Below are 15,717 nucleotides of genomic sequence, written 5' to 3' on the forward strand. Positions count from 1 at the left end.
CGCACCTCTGAACCCGAGGGGACACCCTTCATGCACGCAGACCTCTCCCGCTCCACGTTCCGGCCGGAGCGGCACTACTCGGCGGTCGTCGCCCAGCAGGGCCGCGTCCAGCTCGACGCCGACCTCAACGAGCAGACCGCGATCCAGCTCCACCAGACCCGCAGCCTCGCCGCCGACCTGATCGGACCGCACGGCGGGCCGCGCGACGCCGCCGGCTTCCGCATCGAGTACGTGGGCGGCAAGCACGAGATCGACACCCTCGTCATCCACGGCGGCCGCTACTACGTCGACGGCGTCCTGTGCGACGCCGACCGCCCGGCGGCCGGGGTGCCCGTCACCGACGAGGAGAGCGAGGAGTCCGCGCCGGAGCCGCCCGCGCAGTGGACCTACTGGGACCAGCCCGACGCGTTCCGCGACCCGGAGAAGCCCGGCGACCGGCTGCCCTCGCCCGCCCAGACGCCGTTCCTCGTCTACCTGAACGTGTGGGAGCGCTCGGTCAACGCGGCCGAGGACCCCGCGCTGCGCGAGGTCGCCCTCGGCGCCGCCATGCCCGACACCGCCGCCCGCCTCAAGGTCGTCTGGCAGGTACTGCCGCTGTCCCTCACCCAGCTGGAGATCGAGGAGACCGACCCGTCCAAGGAGGTCGTGCGGGCCGCGTTCACCCGCTGGGCGCAGCGCCGGTCGGCCGTCTCGGCCCGGCTCGCGGCGCGCAGCGAGCGGCCCGGCCACGCGGACGAGGACCCGTGCCTGGTCAAGCCCGACGCCCGCTACCGGGGCCCGGAGAACCAGCTGTACCGGGTGGAGGTCCACGCGGGTGGCGAGGCGGAGGACGCCACCTTCAAGTGGTCCCGCGAGAACGGCTCCGTCGTCTTCCCCGTCGACGAACTCGACGGCACCTGGGTGCGGTTGGCGTCCCTCGGCCACGACGACAAGCTGGACCTGGACGTCGGCGACCACGTCGAGTTCACCGACACCGCCTACGCCTCCCGCCTGGAGCCCCTGCCGCTGCTGCGCGTCGAGGAACTGGACCTGCCCGGCCGCCGTGTCCGCCTCTCGGCCGAACCGGACCCGGGCGTCGGACGGCTGGCGCACCTGAACCCGTACCTGCGCCGCTGGGACCACCGCGGCGGCCCGAAGCGCAAGGGCCGCAGCACCGAACTGCGGGGCGGCGCGATCCCCGTCACCGAGGGCGAGTGGCTGCCCCTGGAGGACGGCGTCGAGGTGTACTTCGCCAAGGGCGGCGCCTACCGCACCGGCGACCACTGGATCGTGCCCGCCCGCACCGCCACCGGCGGCGTCGAGTGGCCGGTCGACCCGGCCCGCCGCCCGCTGCTGCGGGGACCGGCCGGCATCGCCCGGCACTTCGCCCCGCTGGCCCTGATCAAGGGCGAGGGCAGCGCGGTCGATCTGCGCCTGGCGTTCGGCCCGCTGGCGAGCGGCATGCCGGCCGCCGACGAGGCGACGCTCGCCGCGGAGGAACAGGCCCGCCTGGAGGAGCTGGCCGCCGAGGACCCCTCACAGGGGAGGTCCCAGACCACAGCGGAGGCGGAAGCCGCCGTCGAAGGAGACAACTGATGGCCAAGCCGCTCAGCGCGTCGAAGCTGGTGGAGATCCTGCGGGCCGAGGGCGTGACCGTCCACGAGGTCCGCAGCTGGCGCACCCACAACCGCAACAGCAAGGGCCCCTGGGGTCCGGTGAACGGCGTGATGATCCACCACACCGTCACCTCGGGCACCGCCTCCTCCGTCGACACCTGCTACGACGGCTACTCGAGCCTGCCCGGCCCGCTGTGCCACGGCGTCATCGACAAGAAGGGCCATGTGCACCTGGTCGGCAACGGCCGGGCCAACCACGCCGGTCTCGGCGACAGCGATGTCCTGCGCGCGGTGATCAACGAGTCGAAGCTGCCGGGCGACAACGAGGCCGACACCGACGGCAACCGGCACTTCTACGGCTTCGAGTGCATCAACCTCGGCAACGGCAAGGACCCGTGGCCCGAGGCGCAGAAGGAGGCCATCGAGAAGGTGTCGGCGGCGATCTGCCGCCACCACGGCTGGTCCGAGCGCTCCGTCATCGGCCACAAGGAGTGGCAGCCGGGCAAGGTGGACCCGCGCGGCTTCACCATGGACGGCATGCGCAAGCGCATCTCCGACCGGCTGAAGGGCGCCGGGGGCAGCACCAAGCCGGACCCGGATCCCGAGCCCGCGCCCAAGCCGTCCTACGAGCCGTTCCCGGGGGCCGGGTTCTTCCACGTCGGACAGCGCTCCCCGATCATCACGGCGATGGGCCGCCGCCTGGTCGCCGAGGGCTGCAGCCGCTACGAGGAGGGGCCGAGCCCCGACTGGTCCGAGGCCGACCGCCGGTCCTACGCGCTCTGGCAGCAGAAGCAGAACTTCTCCGGCAAGGACGCCGACGGCATCCCCGGCAAGCTCACCTGGGACCGGCTGAAGGTCCCCCGGTCCGGGAAGTGAGAGCGTGCGCCCCTCCCCGCGGAGGGGCGCACGGGTGTCACCAGCGGGGCAGCAGCCGCTCGTACTCCGGCTGGAAGCGCTGCATATAGCCGGTGTCGTCCCGGCTGCGCATCCCTGACTCGACGTACCGCCGGTGCAGCCGGTCGAGCTGTTCGTGGTCGAGTTCCACACCGAGACCCGGACCGGTGGGCACCTTGACCTCCCCGTCGCGCAGCTCCAGCACGCCCGGCACGATCACGTCGTCCGCCGAGTTCCACGGGTAGTGCGTGTCGCAGGAGTGGTCGAGGTTGGGGATGGCCGCGCCGACATGGGTCATCGCGGCGAGGCTGATGCCCAGGTGCGAGTTGGAGTGCATCGACAGGGCGAGCCCGAACGCCTCGCAGACGGCGGCCAGTTCACGGGTGCGGCGCAGTCCGCCCCAGTAGTGGTGGTCCGTGAGCAGGACCTGGATCGCGTTCTGCTCGACGGCGGGCTTCAGATGTTCCCAGGCGATCACGCACATGTTGGTCGCGAGCGGCATGGGGGAGTCCTTCGCCACCTCCGCCATGCCCTCGATGCCCTGGGCCGGGTCCTCCAGGTACTCCAGGACACCGTCCAGTTCACGGGCGACGTACTTCGACGTCTCCACCGTCCACGCCGTGTTGGGGTCGAGACGCAGCGGCTGCCCGGGGAAGGCCTCCGCGAGCGCCCGCATCGCGGCGATCTCCTCGTCGGGCGGGAAGACGCCGCCCTTGAGCTTGAACGACCTGAAGCCGTAGCGCTCCTGCATCAGCCGGGCCTGCTCCACGATCCCGGCCGGGTCCAGGGCCTCGCCCCAGTCGTCGGTGATGGCCGGACGGCCGTCGAGCGCGGGGTGCTCGGCCCACTTGTAGAACAGGTACGCGGCGAACGGCACCGCCTCGCGGACCGCGCCGCCGAGCAGGTCGCTGACCGGCCGGTCGAGCAGCTTGCCCTGCGCGTCGAGGCAGGCCACCTCGATCGCCGAGGTGGTCCAGCCGCGCTCGTGGGAGCTGGGCACGGTCGGCAGCAGGGCCGCGTCGATCGCGGCGGCCACGGCGGTGGTGTCGAAGACGTCCATGCCGACGACGGTCTTCGCGGCGATGTGCAGCCGCTCCAGGCGGGCCGTGCCGCCCGGGGACTCGCCGAGGCCCACCGTGCCGTCCTCCAGCACCAGCTGGAGGATGATCCGCAGGGCGAGCGGCTCGTGCACGCCGTTGGAGTTGAGCAGCGGCGGGTCGCCGAACGCGATGGGCGTGACGATCAGTTCGCGGATACGCGTGGAGCTCATGCGCCGGCCACCTCCAGTCCGTGGTCGATGAGTTTCGCGAGCCGGGCGAGATGCTCCGGTTCCGGATCGAGCAGCGGCGCCCGTACGCCGCCGACGTCCAGGCCGCGCAGTGTCACCCCGGCCTTGACGAGCGACACGGCGTAGCCGGGGACCTCGTCGCGCAGGGCGACCAGCGGGCCGTAGAACTCGTCGAGGAGCCGGTTGACCAGGGCGTCGTCATGCTCGGCGAGGGCCCGGTGGAAGGCCAGGGCGATCTCCGGGGCGAAGGCGAACACCGCCGAGGAGTACAGCTCGACGCCGATGCCCTGGTAGGCGGGCGCGGTCATCTCGGCGGTGGGCAGGCCGTTGAAGAACTGGAAGTCCTCCGTGCCCGGCACGGCACGCACCGCGCGGACGATGCGGTGCATCCGCTCGATGTCCCCTATGCCGTCCTTGAGTCCGACGACACCGGGCAGGGCGGCGATCTCGGCGGCCGTGTCCTCGGTGAGCCGGGCGGTGCCCCGCTGGTAGAAGACGACGGGCAGGTCGGTTGCGGCGGTGACCTCCCGGACGTACCGCACGAGACCCTGCTGCGGTGCGCTGACGAGGTAGGGCGGCAGCAGCAGGATGCCGTCGGCGCCGGCCCGTTCGACGCGTGCGGCCTGGTCCCGGGCGACCGCCGCCGGACCGCCGGCCGCCGCGAGGACCGGCACGCGTCCCGCGGTCGTCTGCACGGCGACCCGGGTGGCCCGCTCGATCTCCTCGGGCGACAGCGCGTGGAACTCACCGGTGCCGCAGGCGACGAACACACCTCCCGCGCCTGCGGCGACACCGGACTCGATGTGCTGGGCAAGCCGTTCCTCGTCCAGTGAGCCGTCCGCCGTGAACGGCGTGACCGGAAAGAACAGCACTCCGTGGAACTTCATGTCTCCCTCATAAGTGGGGGGCAGGGGGTCAGCCCTTGGTGGCGCCGGCGGCGATGCCGGTGACCAGCGAGCGCTGGAGGAGCAGATAGACGATGAGGCTGGGGACGAGGGCGATGACCGCACCGGCCAGCACCACTCCGGAGCCGACCTCGGGGTCGGTGCGCAGGATGGACAGGGCGACGGTGACCGTGTAGTCGGTGGGGTCCTTGGCGGCGATCAGGGGCAGCAGGTACTGGTCCCAGATCATGATGAAGCCGAGCACCCCGGCCACGCCGAGCGCGGGCTTGCACAGCGGCAGGACGACCTGCCACAGCATCCGCAGCTCGCCCACGCCGTCGATACGGGCGGCCTCCTCGATCTCGGCGGGGATGTCCTTCATGAACTCGGTGAGCACCATCACCGAGAAGCCCCAGGCGCCGAGCGGCAGGATCACACCCCAGACGGTGCCCTTGAGGTCGATGCCGACCACGGGCACATGCCCGAGCACCAGCGACAGCGGGATGGCGATGACCTCCTCGGGGAGCATCATCGTCAGCATGAACAGGGTCAGGATCAGGGCCTGTCCACGGAAGCGGTGCCGGGCCAGGGCGTACGCGGCGAGCGTGCAGACGACGAGCTGGAGCAGCAGCCCGCCGCCCGCTATGACGAGCGAGTTGCCGAAGTAGTCCCAGATGCCGCGCTCCCCCGCCACCTTGAAGTTCAGCAGGGTCGGATGGTGGGGGAGGAACGACAGGGTGGAGCCGCTGGCCTTCTCGCTGAAGGAACCCGAGAAGATCGTCAGGAACGGCGCGGCGAAGACGCCCAGGGCGAGCACGCAGAGCAGGACGCGCAGCGCCCAGGCGGGGCCCGGCCGGTCGCTCCAGCCGAGGGCGGTGTCGAAGCGGGCGGGGGTGGTGCGCTGCTTCCCGGCGGACCTGCCCGCGGGAGAGGCGGTCACCGGGGTCCGGACGGGGTCGATGGCGGGAGCGCTCATCTCACGTCTCCCCTCTTGCGGAGGTAGTTGACCGTGACGGTGAGCAGCAGCGTCACGCAGAGCAGGACCACGGAGGCGGCCGAGGCGCCGCCGATGTCGTTACGGGTGAAGCCGAGGGTGTAGGCGCGGGTCATCCACACATCGGTGGACCCGGCCGGGCCGCCGCCGGTGAGGACGTACACCTCGGTGAAGACGCGCAGCCCGCGGATGGCGGCAAGGGTGAGGACGATGCCGAGGGCGGGGCGGATCGCGGGCAGCGTGATGTGGCGCAGCCGCTGCCAGAGCGAGACACCGTCCATCGCGGCGGCCTCGTACAACGAGCGGTCCACGCCCGCCAGTCCGGCGAGGATGATCACCATGTTGTAGGGGGCGAGCATCCAGATGCCCATGGCCATGGTCGCCCACAGTGCCGTGTCGGGGTTGTCCAGATAGGGCACGGGACCGAGGCCCAGCAGCCCGAGACCGCTGTTGATCAGGCCGTCGGAGGTCGGGTAGTACATCAGCCGCCACATCTCGCCGACCACCGCGGTCGCGGTGACGACGGGAAGGAAGACGGCGGTACGGATGATCTTCAGTGAGCGGGCCTGACCCTCCAGCAGCAGCGCCAGGAGGAAGCCGGCGACGATGCCGCCGAGGGACATCCCGACGCCCAGGAGCAGCGTGTGGCCGATGGCGTCCTGGAAGCGGTGGTCGGTCAGCACCCGGGTGTAGTTGTCGAGGCCGACCCACTTGTCACCGAGGAAGGGCCGTACCTCGAAGAAGCTCAGCCAGACGCCCTTGCCCATGGGCAGGAACTTGAAGACGAGGGCGAGCAGCAGGCCCGGGGCGAGGAACAGCCAGGGCAGTACGGCCCTCTTGCCGAGGATCCGGGCTCTGCGCGGCCCGGGAGTCGTCACGGTCGCGGTCATTTCAACAGGTCCTGGTCCTTGAGGTCACCGGCGAGGGTGTCGTTGAGTTCCTTCAGGCCGGAGCGGACGTCGCTGCCGCAGTACGTGAAGATCGCGTTGAGCGCGTCGGCGGTGTCCTGCTTGATCGGGGCGAAGTCGGGCGCGTTGGGGAACTGCGTGGAGTCGTCCTCGTACGCCTTCTGCACGACGCTCCAGCGCGGGTCGCTCCGCACCTTCGCCGCGTCGAGCGTGGAGTTCACGGGGATGCGCACGACGGGCTGGTGGTCGCCGGTCATGGCGAGCGTCTGGCCCTCGGGGGAGACCAGGAAGGCGGCGAGAGCCCGCTCCTGCTTCGCCTTGCCGGTCCTGGCGCCGAAGTACACGTTCTCGCCGTCGGCCAGCACCTTGGATCCGGCCGGGCCCGAGGGCGCGGGCAGGACCTCGTACTTGTCCTTGCCGAGTGCCTTGTCGAACGTGGAGATGTTGTACGGCCCGGTGAGGTACATCCCGGCGTTGCCGTCCTGGAAGTTGGTGGTGTTCGCGGTGACGGAGGTCAGGGCGCTGGGCTGGATGACGCCGCTGTCGCCGCAGAAGAGGTTCTTCTTCATCCAGGTGACGGTGCGCAGGGCCGCTGCCGAGTCCATGGCGGGCCGGTAGCCCCTGCCCTCCTTCTCCAGGATCCGTACGCCGCCCTGCCACAGCCAGCTCGAACCCCACCAGGCGACATAGCCGTTCTGGGCGCTGCCGGGGACCACCATGCCGTAGGTGTCCTTCTTGCCGTCCCCGTCCGGGTCGCGGGTGGCGAAGGCCTTGGCGAGGGCGAGGGTGTCCTGCCAGGTCTTCGGCTGGGGCAGGCCGAGCTTCTCGCGCCAGTCCTTGCGGACGAACAGGGTCATGGCCTGACGGGAGTACGGGATGCCGTAGTGCCGGCCGTCGCGTCCCACCGTCGACGACCAGGACTTGGCGGTGATCTCGTCATGTCCGGCGATCGAGTCCGGGGTGATGGGCTTGAGCAGGCCCTGGGCCTGGTAGCTGCCCATCAGGGCCGTGTCGTTGATCATGACGTCCGGCAGGTCCTTGGTGGACGCGCGGCTCTGCAACTGCTGGTCGAAGTTCATGACCGGCTGGTAGTCGATCTTGATGCCGGTCTTCTTGGTGAAGGCGGCGAAAACCCTCTGGTAGGTCTGGGCGGACTCCGGATCGCTCCGGGTCCACACCTCCAGCGTGTTCGGATCGCCGGCCCGGGCGCTGCCGGAGCCGGAGCCGCAGGCGGCCGTTCCGAACAGGAGCCCCGAGACGGCGAGCGCGGCGACGAGGCGCCCGCGGCGGAGCCGCAAATCGATGCAGCGTCGGCGATCCCGCATGGATGGTTCTCCGTTCATATCCGTGAACTCACTTCACGAATCTAAATGATCGGCCAAGCTACGGATCGTTTCATCGGCATGTCAATACATGGCCGAAAGATTTCACCGAGGCCATACGGTGCGGGGAGCGCGGCCCGGGAACGACGAAGGCCCCGACCGGATGATCCGGTCGGGGCCTTCGGGGCAGGGGGCGTCAGGCCTGGCGTTCTGCCTGCTCGGCGTTCTTCTTCTTGATGCGGGCGGCTTCCTTGCGGACCTCGGCCTGGGTGGCGCGCTCCCGCTCCAGCCACTCGGGGCCTTCCTGCTTCAGTGTCTCGATCTGCTCGGTGGTCAGGGGCTCGGTGACACCGGCCCGGGCGAGCCCCGCGATGGAGACCCCAAGCTTCGCCGCGACCACCGGGCGGGGGTGCGGGCCGTTGTGCCGCAGGTCCTGCAGCCACTGCGGCGGGTTCGCCTGGAGCTCGTTCAGCTCGGCGCGCGAGACGACACCCTCCCGGAACTCGGCGGGTGTGGCCTCGAGGTACACACCCAGCTTCTTCGCCGCGGTGGCGGGCTTCATCGTCTGGGTGCTCTGGTGCGACGTCATACTGCCCAGGGTATCGAGCGTGTGCACGACCTCCGACCACGCCCGGTAACCTGGCCCGGTGACAGGCTCGGATGTTTCTTCCTCGTTCCGGCTCGTGTACGTCCCCGGGGTGATGCCCGACAAGTGGGTGCGTGTCTGGAACGAGCGGCAGCCCGATGTCCCGCTGGCTCTGACGCAGGTGGCCGCCGGGGCGGTGGCCGAGCGGCTGCTGGGCGGGGGCGCCGACGCGGGGCTCGTCCGGCTGCCCGTGGACCGGACGGTCTTCAGCGCGATCCCCCTCTACACCGAGCAGACGGTCGTCGTGGTGCCCAAGGACCACCTGGTCACGGCGGTCGACGAGGTGTCCCCGGAGGACCTGGCCGACGACATCGTGCTGCACCCCCTCGACGACGTCCTCGACTGGGAGAGCCTCCCCGGACAGCCCGCCCTCGAACGCCCCGCCAGCACGGCCGACGCCATCGAACTGGTCGCGGCCGGGATCGGCGTCCTCGTCGTGCCGCTGTCGCTCGCCCGCCTCCACCACCGCAAGGACCTCACGCACCGCCCCCTCAAGGACGCCCCCGAGTCGAGCGTGGCACTGGCCTGGCCCCAGGACGCGACGACGGACCAGGTCGAGGACTTCATCGGCGTCGTCCGCGGCCGCACGGTCAACAGCACTCGGGGCCGCAAGCAGCCGGACGAGTCCGCGGCGTCCGACCGGGGCGGCGCCCGGCGTAAACCGGTGTCCGGGAAGCCGGCGCCCGGGAAGTCCGGGGCCGGGAAGTCGGCGGCCGGGCGGTCAGCGGGCGCGAAGCGCACCGGCAAGGGCGGGCGCGGCGCCCCCAAGGGCGACGGGCGCGGCAAGCCTCGCCGCCGTTCCTAGTCGGTTCCGGGGCCCGCCGCAGCGGGCGAGGCCCTCGCGAACCGTTCCGGCTCAGCCGCCCGACTGAGTCGGCTGCGGCGCTGCCCCGTAGGACGGGTTGGGAGCGACCGTCTGCAGATCCTTCAGGTTCTCCGGGACCCCCAGTACACGGACCGGCGCACCCTGCTGCGGCGGCGGGGGCGTCGTCTGGTCCTGGGGCAGCTTGGGCGGGGAGGTGATCTGGAAGCTGACCTGCTCGTGGTTGATCAGACCGGTCTTCTCCAGGACCGTGATGTGGTCGAGCACGGTGTCGTTGGTCGTGTCGGCGAGTTCCCGCACCATGCTGTTCCGGGTGGTCGCCCGGATCTTGGCGATGGTCGGGAAGATGCCCCCGTGCGCGATGCGCATGAGGGTCACGGCCGTGGACTCGAACTCCTTGCCGGAGCTGCCCTCCGCCGTCGCCACGAACTGCTGCTGCTGCGGCGATGGCTCGTTCGGCAGGGTGATGCCCAGGTCCGTGGAGACCTTGCGGCAGCCCGCGTCGAGCCGGCCGTGCCCCACGAGCAGATGCTCCGCGACCTCAATCATCGCCGGCGACTTGCTCCGCTCCATGATCAATTGCCCCAGCGGCTGCTCCCACAGCCCGGCCGCACGCACCTTCACCACGAAGTCGCGATCCGCCTCGGTCAGCGGCCCGTACTGGGTGTTGGCGATGATGCGGTCCTGGCCGGAAGCCGCGTTCTGCACACCCAGCATGCTGGGGTAGGCGAGCGCGGTGAGCGTCAGGATCATCGCACCGCCGACAAACGCGGTTCCTGCCGTGCTGCGCGAGATGCGCATCGTGCCTCCTGGGGTATGAACGGCCCAACACCGAGAAGTACGGATGCCCGACGCGAAACAATCACCCCTGCCGCAAAAAAGTTCCGGATGTGACGGGGCCCGGTGCCGGAAACGCACAGCACCGGGCCCACCCGAACGCCGCTCCGTTCGCTCAGGGTTCGTAGGAGGCCGCTCCCGCCGTGCTCACCACCTTGTCCCCGTCGGCCCTGCTCAGCAGTCCGGCCGTCACCCACGCGTCCACCGTGGACCGCACCCGCGCCACCAGCGCCCCCTTGTTCCGGAAGGGCGCCCCGGCCCAGACCTCGTCCAGCAGCGTGGTGCCGTCCCTCTTCGCCGGGTTGGCCACGCCCGAGTCCCGGTCGCCGAAGACGACCTTCGGCTCCTGGCGCCGGAAGTAGGCGTGCGTCGGATCCTCCGACCCCTCGGAGAACGGCGCCCACTCGGTCCCGTCCAGCGTGAAGTGGAGCGGCTTGCCCGGCACCGGCGTGAGGGAGGCGGTCAGGTCGCCGGACAGTCCGGCGTTGCGGTACAGCCCGACCTTCAGGAACTCCGTCGCGGAGGCGCGGGCGACCAGGTTGACCGGGCCGTGGAACAGGGTCTGCAGCGACGGGTCGTCCAGGGCCTTCTCCACCCGCGTCCGGAACGGCAGGGTGACCCGGACGGTGTCGCCGGCCCGCCAGGTCCGGGACACGGCGACATAGCTCCCCGGCGCCGGAGTGCCCGGCACCGCAGTCCCGTTGACGGTCACCCGGAACCCGGCGGTCGCCCAGGACGGCACGCGCAGCCGCAGCGTGAAGGCGGCGCGGGCACCGCCGAAGGTGAGGGTGCTGCCCTGCTCCCTGGGGTATCCGGTGGTCTGCGTGACCGTCACGCCCTTCTCGGCCCAGGTCAGCGTGGACGGGCTGTACAGGTTGACGTACAGGGCGCTGCCGTCGGACTTCGCGAAGTACACCGAGTCCTGGTACTTCGTGGCGCTCTCCATGCCGGTGCCCTCGCAGCAGGTCGTGCCCTGCTTGGGCGTGTAGTCACGGACATGACCGGGCGTCAGCCCGATGAAGTACGTGACGAGCGGCTTCTCCGCGTCCGGCTTGTCCTGCTTGGAGCCGAGCACCTGGTTGTAGAGGGCCCGCTCGTAGTAGTCCATGTACTTCGGTTCCTGCGCGTGGAAGAACAGGGTCCGGCTCAGCTTGAGCAGGTTGTACGCGCAGCAGGTCTCGGCGGTGGTCGCGCTCAGGGTGCCCGCGATCACGTCCCGGGCCTTCCAGAACTCCGCGGTGCTGGTGCCGCCGATGCCGTACATCCGGTGCGGGACGACCATGTCCCAGAAGTTCTTCGCCGAGGTGAGGTAGCGCTCCTCGCCCGTCTCGTCGTACAGCCGCACGTACCCGGTGAAGATCGGGATGTGCTGGTTGGCGTGCAGCCCGTCGAGGATGTCGGTGTTCGCGGCGCACGCGTCGATCAGCCGGTCCAGGTCGAACAGCTGGGCCAGCGCGAGGTGTTCGGCCTTGCCGGTGATGCCGTGCAGATCGCAGATCGCCTCGACGATGCCGCCGAACTCCCCGCTGGAGAAGATCCCCCACATCCGCTGGAGCGTGGCCTCCGGCAGCTTGAACAGCCGGGAGTACATCCAGTCGCACAGGCCGGACGCGAGGTCCAGGGCCCGGTCGTCGTCCGTGGCGGCGTACGCGTCGAGCAGACCCCTGAGGATCTTGTGCGCGGTGTAGTACGGCGCCCAGACCTTCGTGTAGTCGGGCGAGGTCCTCGACTCCAGGTCGATGAACTGCGTCTCCGGGTACGCCGCGAGGAACCCGGGGTGGCTCGGTGCGCCCCAGGTACGGCGCAGAGTGGCGGTCAGTCCGCGCCCGGAGGCGTCCGCGAAGGTCCCGCCGGCCGACTCGTCGAAGGCGTACGAGGCCAGATCGCCCCGGCCCGTCGAGGCGTCGGCGGCCCGGCGGCTCTGCAACTCGGTGATCTCGGCGGCCGTCAGCGCCCGCGAGAAGATGTTGAACTCCTCGAAGGCGCCCGCGAAGACGGGGTCCGCGGAGTAGTTCGAGCGGCCGAGCCAGTTGTTCTTCAGCATGCCGAGAGCCGCCGGGGTGAGGCTCATCGCGGTGTTCCGGGCGACGGCGGTGCCGTTGACGTAGAGGGTGCCGGTGCCGCCCGCGATCGTCACCGCCAGATGGGTCCACTGGTTCAGCGGCAGCGGGGCCGTGCCGTCGAGGCCCTGCTCGCCGCCCGCGCCCGACGTGGTGACGGCGAAGCGCGGCACCCCGGTCTGATCGCGGGCGGCCAGGTACAGATAGCGCGTGGTGTCGTTGCCGAAGTCGAAGACGCGGGTCCAGTTGGCGTCGTGCGTGGGCCGCACCCAGACGGAGAGGGTGACGGCCGAGGTCCCGCCGAGCGCGGCGGCCGGCAGATCCACGTACTGGTAGGAGCCCCGTACCTGGTCCGCGGCGGTCCCGAACCTCCCGGCGACGCTCAGCACCTCCGGCTCTCGCCGCAGCGCCGTGCGCACCTCGGTCAGCGCCCCGACCATGGTGCCGATCCGGTCGGCGAACACCTGCTCCTTCGTACTCCGGTACGCCTGCGCCAGCATGGTGAGGAAGTGGCCGGTGTAGTGCCCGCGCAGGTTGCCGTTGGCCTCGCCGTCCAGGCCTTCCCAGCCGCCGGGGGCGACCGCGCCGCCGGTGGCGAGACCGGCGTTGGCGCGGAACACCTGGAGCAGCCTATTCACGTCGTAGCCGCGGGCGTGGTCCAGCATCAACTGCCGCTTGTCGGCGAAGACGCCCCGGCCGAGGCTCACGTCCTCCAGCCCGAAGGGCCGTACGGTCCAGGCGGCCGGGATGGCGGCGGTGGTCGCGGGGGCGGCGACGGCCCGGCCCGTCGCCGCCTCGGAGAGCGCGGGTACGGCGGCGGCGAGCGTCGCTGCCTGGAGAAGGGATCGTCTGGAGAGGGGCCGTGCCATGTGTGCTCCTCCACGGGGCCGACGGGTCCACGGACTCGACGCATTCGACGTACTCAAGGTATTCGATATGCCGAACGCTGTGCGAGTGATCGACCAGACCCTAGGGAGGGGACGGGGGAGCGTCAACGGGTCGGGAGAGGTGAGTTCAGGAACGGGCGAGGCGAGTTCAGGAAAGACGTGCCGAGCGGACCAGCCACTCGAACGCCGTCTGTGCCGTGAACTCCTTCTGGCCGCCCCGCAGGAGCAGTCCGGCGGTGGCGAACTCGGGGGCGTCCGCCTGCGCCGGGACATACGGGATCGCGATGCACCGCATCCCCGCCGCGTGCGCGGCGGCGGCGCCGGGAGCGGCGTCCTCCAGCACCACGCAGCCGGCCGGGTCCGCCCCCAGCCGGCGGGCCGCCTCCAGGAAGACGTCCGGAGCGGGCTTGCCGTGCGCGACCTCGTCCGCCGAGACGACGGTCCGCAGGCTGGCGTCCAGGCCCGTGCCGCTCAGGACCGCCTCGATGGCCTCGGGCGAGGACCCCGAGGCCACCGCCATGGGCACGTCCTCGGCCGCCAGCAGCTCGACGAACCGGCGCATCTCCGGGTAGGCGCGCGTGGAGCTGCGGGCGAGCTCGAGATAGCGGCGGTTCTTGACGGTGAACAGTTCCTCCACGGAAGCCCGCAGACCGTACCGCTCCCTCCAGTCCGCGACCGTCTCCTGGGTGCTGATGCCCACGTACCGCTCGTGGTCCGCCCAGCTGAAGTCGGGGACGCCGTGCTCGGCGAGGGTCTGCCGGCCCGCCTCGTAGTAGTTGGGCTCGCTGTCCACGAGCGTTCCGTCGAGATCGAAGATGACCGATATGCCGCCGAGATTGCTCATGGTGTCAGCATGCCAAAGACCATGATCCAGGGAGCGTAAGGGGGTCGTGAGGGGGTCAGGGCCGGGCCGCGCGACCGATCGACTCCACCAGCGGCAGCAGCCGGTGGGAGACGCGCTCCCGCAGGGCGATCTCGGTGCGGGTGCGGACGACCCCGGGCAGGCTGATCAGCTTCTGCACGACGTCCTCCAGATGTGCGTTGTCCCGCGCGACGACCCGGGTCAGCAGATCCCCGCCGCCCGTGATGGAGAAGGCCTCGACGATCTCCGGCACCGCCGCCAGCGCGTCGCCCACCTCGTCGAGATGGCCCTGGGTGACCTCGATGTGCACGAACGCGAGCACCGGATGGCCGAGCGCGGCGGGGGAGAGGTCCGGCGCCGTGCCGGTGATCACGCCGTCGCGCTCCAGACGGTCGAGTCGGGCCTGGAGCGTGCCCCGGGCGACGCCGAGGATGCGGGCGTACTCGCGCACGCTCGTGCGCGGCTGCTCCAGCAGCAGCCGCAGGATGCGGGTGTCGAGCTCGTCCACGGGCATGCCGCGCCCTCCTCGTCCGTTTCCAACCGCTGAGGCTGTACCAATGGCTCAGTCTAGAAGGTGTCTGTTGAGCCAGTGGCATCCGGGATACGGAGGCTGACACGCTCGCGGCCTGTTCCGACGACTACAACCCCTACCTCGATCAGCGCCGGCAGGAAGGCTGCACCAACGCCTGGAAACCATGGGAGGAGATCTAAGAACAGGGCTCTGCCCGGTTGAGTCTCCCGTGGGGGGAGACACCAAGCTGGGGGCATGGACAGCGAGACGCTCTACTCCATCGGAGAACTATCCCGCCGGACCGGTCTGACGGTGAAGACCATCCGGTACTACTCCGACCAGGGCATCGTCCCGCCGACCGACCGGAGCCCGGCGGGCTATCGGCTTTACGGCCGCGACGCGCTCGCACGCCTGGATCTGGCCCGCACACTGCGCGATCTCGGGCTCGACCTGGCGACCGTGCGCAAGGTGCTGGACCGGGAGGCATCCCTACCGGAAGTCGCAGAAGCACACGCCGACGCGCTGGACGTACAGATCCAGACCCTCCGGCTGCGCCGGGCAGTACTACGAGCAGCCGCCAGACGCGGCCCCACCACCATGGAGATGGACCTCTTGCATCGACTCGCCACGCTCTCCCAGTCCGAACAACGCCGGCTGGTGACCGATTTCATCGACGACGCTTTCCGAGGCTTCGACGCCAACCCCGAGTTCGTGGCCCTGATGCGATCCGCACTGCCCGAACTCCCCGACGATCCCACGCCCGAACAGGTGGGGGCCTGGGTGGAACTCGCCGAACTCTGCCAGGACGCGGACTTCCGTACCGCGGTACGGCGCGTAGCGGAGGACCAGGCGAAAGAGCCTTCCCAGCAGGACGTCAGTGGTCTGCACGACGGTCTCGATCAAGCGATGCGTGAACGAATCGACGAAGCCGTATCCGTCGGCGTCCTCCCCGCCTCCGCCAAAACCGCACCCCTTGCCGGCTCACTGGGCAGTCTCTACGGCCACGCGTTCGAGCATGCCGGCGATGGAGATCTGCGCCGCTGGCTCGTCGCCCGCCTGCAGATGACCGTTGACCCACACGCCAAGCGCTACTGGCAGCTCCTGGCGACGATCAATGGATGGCCCGCATCACCCACACTCGCTCCCGTCTACACGTGGTTCACCACCGTTCTCAGCGGTGCTTCTGCCGCGGCAGCGTCATCTTGA

Annotated in this window: 14 protein-coding genes; 4 read left to right on the forward strand and 10 right to left on the reverse strand. The window is 70.4% G+C overall.

Going from position 1 to position 15,717, the window contains the following annotated elements; all coding sequences use genetic code 11:
• Nucleotides 1–30: 30 nt before the first annotated feature.
• Together ACFT4A_RS30865 and ACFT4A_RS30870 are read left to right on the forward strand one after the other, a co-directional pair.
• Nucleotides 31–1,575, forward strand: coding sequence for a DUF6519 domain-containing protein (locus tag ACFT4A_RS30865; RefSeq protein ID WP_382836475.1), 1,545 nt, complete (start codon nt 31–33; stop codon nt 1,573–1,575).
• Nucleotides 1,575–2,471, forward strand: a complete 897-nt coding sequence (locus ACFT4A_RS30870; protein WP_382836478.1) for a peptidoglycan-binding protein — start codon at nt 1,575–1,577, stop codon at nt 2,469–2,471. The genes ACFT4A_RS30865 and ACFT4A_RS30870 overlap by 1 nt, the downstream gene beginning before the upstream one ends.
• 37 nt (nt 2,472–2,508) lie before the next feature.
• On the opposite strand, the gene ACFT4A_RS30875 is transcribed toward ACFT4A_RS30870, so the two are convergent.
• The 6 genes from ACFT4A_RS30875 to ACFT4A_RS30900 all read right to left on the reverse strand — a co-directional run bounded on the left by ACFT4A_RS30875 (nt 2,509) and on the right by ACFT4A_RS30900 (nt 8,474).
• Nucleotides 2,509–3,759 (reverse strand): glucarate dehydratase family protein, encoded by a 1,251-nt coding sequence (locus tag ACFT4A_RS30875; protein WP_382836480.1) that lies wholly within the window; start codon nt 3,757–3,759, stop codon nt 2,509–2,511.
• Complete coding sequence (locus tag ACFT4A_RS30880) at nt 3,756–4,664, reverse strand: 5-dehydro-4-deoxyglucarate dehydratase (RefSeq protein WP_382836483.1); 909 nt, start codon at nt 4,662–4,664, stop codon at nt 3,756–3,758. The genes ACFT4A_RS30875 and ACFT4A_RS30880 overlap by 4 nt, the downstream gene beginning before the upstream one ends.
• Nucleotides 4,665–4,692: 28 nt before the next feature.
• A complete protein-coding gene (locus ACFT4A_RS30885; RefSeq protein WP_382836485.1) occupies nt 4,693–5,637 on the reverse strand; it encodes a carbohydrate ABC transporter permease in 945 nt (314 codons plus the stop codon).
• The gene (locus tag ACFT4A_RS30890) at nt 5,634–6,545 is read right to left on the reverse strand and encodes a carbohydrate ABC transporter permease (RefSeq protein ID WP_382836488.1); all 912 of its coding nucleotides are present in this window, start codon (nt 6,543–6,545) and stop codon (nt 5,634–5,636) included. The genes ACFT4A_RS30885 and ACFT4A_RS30890 overlap by 4 nt, the downstream gene beginning before the upstream one ends.
• Nucleotides 6,542–7,888: a sugar ABC transporter substrate-binding protein gene (locus ACFT4A_RS30895; protein WP_382836491.1), complete on the reverse strand. Its 1,347-nt coding sequence runs from the start codon at nt 7,886–7,888 to the stop codon at nt 6,542–6,544. Before ACFT4A_RS30895 ends, ACFT4A_RS30890 begins: the two co-directional genes overlap by 4 nt.
• Before the next feature lie 193 nt (nt 7,889–8,081).
• Nucleotides 8,082–8,474 (reverse strand): DUF5997 family protein, encoded by a 393-nt coding sequence (locus ACFT4A_RS30900; protein ID WP_382836494.1) that lies wholly within the window; start codon nt 8,472–8,474, stop codon nt 8,082–8,084.
• 58 nt (nt 8,475–8,532) lie between these two features.
• Between ACFT4A_RS30900 and ACFT4A_RS30905 the strand changes: the two genes are divergently transcribed.
• Nucleotides 8,533–9,336 (forward strand): LysR family transcriptional regulator substrate-binding protein, encoded by an 804-nt coding sequence (locus ACFT4A_RS30905; protein WP_382836497.1) that lies wholly within the window; start codon nt 8,533–8,535, stop codon nt 9,334–9,336.
• A gap of 51 nt (nt 9,337–9,387) precedes the next feature.
• Here the strand turns inward: ACFT4A_RS30905 and ACFT4A_RS30910 are convergent, their stop codons facing one another.
• The 4 genes from ACFT4A_RS30910 to ACFT4A_RS30925 form a co-directional block, all read right to left on the reverse strand.
• Nucleotides 9,388–10,155, reverse strand: a complete 768-nt coding sequence (locus ACFT4A_RS30910; RefSeq protein WP_382836500.1) for a DUF4142 domain-containing protein — start codon at nt 10,153–10,155, stop codon at nt 9,388–9,390.
• Between the two features lie 151 nt (nt 10,156–10,306).
• On the reverse strand, nt 10,307–13,120 hold the full coding sequence (locus tag ACFT4A_RS30915) for a beta-L-arabinofuranosidase domain-containing protein (protein ID WP_382836502.1): 2,814 nt from the start codon (nt 13,118–13,120) through the stop codon (nt 10,307–10,309).
• A gap of 166 nt (nt 13,121–13,286) precedes the next feature.
• Nucleotides 13,287–13,982 (reverse strand): HAD family hydrolase, encoded by a 696-nt coding sequence (locus tag ACFT4A_RS30920; RefSeq protein ID WP_382836505.1) that lies wholly within the window; start codon nt 13,980–13,982, stop codon nt 13,287–13,289.
• Nucleotides 13,983–14,037: 55 nt separating this feature from the next.
• Nucleotides 14,038–14,514: an Lrp/AsnC family transcriptional regulator gene (locus tag ACFT4A_RS30925; RefSeq protein ID WP_311129958.1), complete on the reverse strand. Its 477-nt coding sequence runs from the start codon at nt 14,512–14,514 to the stop codon at nt 14,038–14,040.
• A gap of 252 nt (nt 14,515–14,766) precedes the next feature.
• Between ACFT4A_RS30925 and ACFT4A_RS30930 the strand changes: the two genes are divergently transcribed.
• A complete protein-coding gene (locus ACFT4A_RS30930) occupies nt 14,767–15,717 on the forward strand; it encodes a MerR family transcriptional regulator (protein WP_382836510.1) in 951 nt (316 codons plus the stop codon).

This window comes from Streptomyces sp. NPDC057099, assembly GCF_042671245.1.
In the GTDB taxonomy this organism is placed as follows: Bacteria; Actinomycetota; Actinomycetes; order Streptomycetales; family Streptomycetaceae; genus Streptomyces; species Streptomyces purpurascens.